This window comes from Arthrobacter sp. Soil_C_49 (assembly GCF_057656635.1).
In genome coordinates this window covers 1-1,850 of record NZ_JBDGJZ010000002.1, presented here as the reverse complement: position 1 = coordinate 1,850, position 1,850 = coordinate 1, and the positions used below count along the sequence as shown (strand labels likewise).

The following is a 1,850-nucleotide window of genomic DNA, read 5'->3' as shown; positions in this document are numbered from 1 at the left end:
ACAAACCTCAAGACGCCGCGATTCGCCAACGGCCTACCCGATTTAGTGGTGTGGTACACGGATCCGGCCACGGGAACAGACATCCACGCCCCGATTCAACAGGAACCCGACGCATCCAACACCATCACCGCAGTGCTTACGTCGCTGGACCAATCTGTACCTGTAGTACCACTCGCGGTTACGTTTACGGACAGAGATGGCGCAGCTCAGGATAGCTACACAATCCCGGTTTCTGAAGGAATCGATTACTTCGTTGGCGGGGCCCTTGTTCCGGCTGGTACTTACCCAGGCACGGGCACTGTAATTGTCACCTCGCGGGCTAAGCAGCCATTCACCCTTGCCTCGGGCGCTTCCACGGAATGGACCGCCACCTTCAGTGCAAATGACACTACTTTGAGTGCGTCGTTGATGTCCTTCGCGCGCACCTCTCCCGCCGTGGCAAACGTCGGAGATTTGGTCACCATCGATTGGGAAACCGCTGACGTTCCAGCAACAAGTGTGAGTTTTAGCTATCACGACGCCATGGGGAGGCTAGTCTCTGCCGATTGGCGAAACGATGCCGGCGCACGTGCAGGCACCGCTGCCATGACTATCGGTCCCGCATGGGCCTCCGGGCAGCTCACCCTCCAAAGCGTTACGCTGCGCAACGCAAACGGCGGTGTCACCTACTACCCCGACGGCTCACGGTACAAAGAACCGTCCGGACTTGCCGATCCCCAACCATCAAACCTGGACTTCACAGCCGCCGACGTCACCGTGACAAATCCCGTGGACACTGCTCTTAGTGCGTCGTTGATGTCCTTCGCGCGCACCTCTCCTGCCGTGGCAAACGTCGGAGATTTGGTCACCATCGATTGGGAAACCGCTGACGTTCCAGCAACAAGTGTGAGTTTTAGCTATCACGACGCCATGGGGAGGCTAGTCTCTGCCGATTGGCGAAACGATGCCGGCGCACGTGCAGGCACCGCTGCCATGACTATCGGTCCCGCATGGGCCTCCGGGCAGCTCACTCTCCAAAGCGTTACGCTGCGCAACGCAAACGGCGGTGTCACCTACTACCCCGACGGCTCACGGTACAAAGAACCGTCCGGACTTGCCGATCCCCAACCATCAAACCTGGACTTCACAGCCGCCGACGTCACCGTGACAAATCCCGTGGACACTGCTCTTAGTGCGTCGTTGATGTCCTTCGCGCGCACCTCTCCCGCCGTGGCAAACGTCGGAGATTTGGTCACCATCGATTGGGAAACCGCTGACGTTCCAGCAACAAGTGTGAGTTTTAGCTATCACGACGCCATGGGGAGGCTAGTCTCTGCCGATTGGCGAAACGATGCCGGCGCACGTGCAGGCACCGCTGCCATGACTATCGGTCCCGCATGGGCCTCCGGGCAGCTCACCCTCCAAAGCGTTACGCTGCGCAACGCAAACGGCGGTGTCACCTACTACCCCGACGGCTCACGGTACAAAGAACCGTCCGGACTTGCCGATCCCCAACCATCAAACCTGGACTTCACAGCCGCCGACGTCACCGTGACAAAGTTCGTGTATCCCGCAGTAGTCACATTTAGCGACGACGACGGCTTGAATGACGACACTTACACGGTTCCAACTACGGCGGGTGTTGATTACCTAATCAACGGGAGCATTGTGGCCGCCGGCACTTACGCTGGTGCCGGGATGGTTACGGTGATTGCTCAGGCACAACCTGGTTACGTGCTCGCCCCTAGTGCTCCCGTCTCATGGACAACCATTTTCAAGGATTCACCGGCGGGACCTGTCCCGACGGTGACGGGCACCGTGAAGGTCGGCTGGACGCTAACGGCGGTCACGGGAGTCTGGGGACCTGAACC

At 59.2% G+C, this 1,850-nt stretch carries 1 pseudogene; it reads left to right on the top strand.

What is annotated here, in order from left to right:
* Window positions 1–1,850 (top strand): annotated as a pseudogene (locus AC3A4Z_RS03330) (hypothetical protein); the annotation flags it as partial.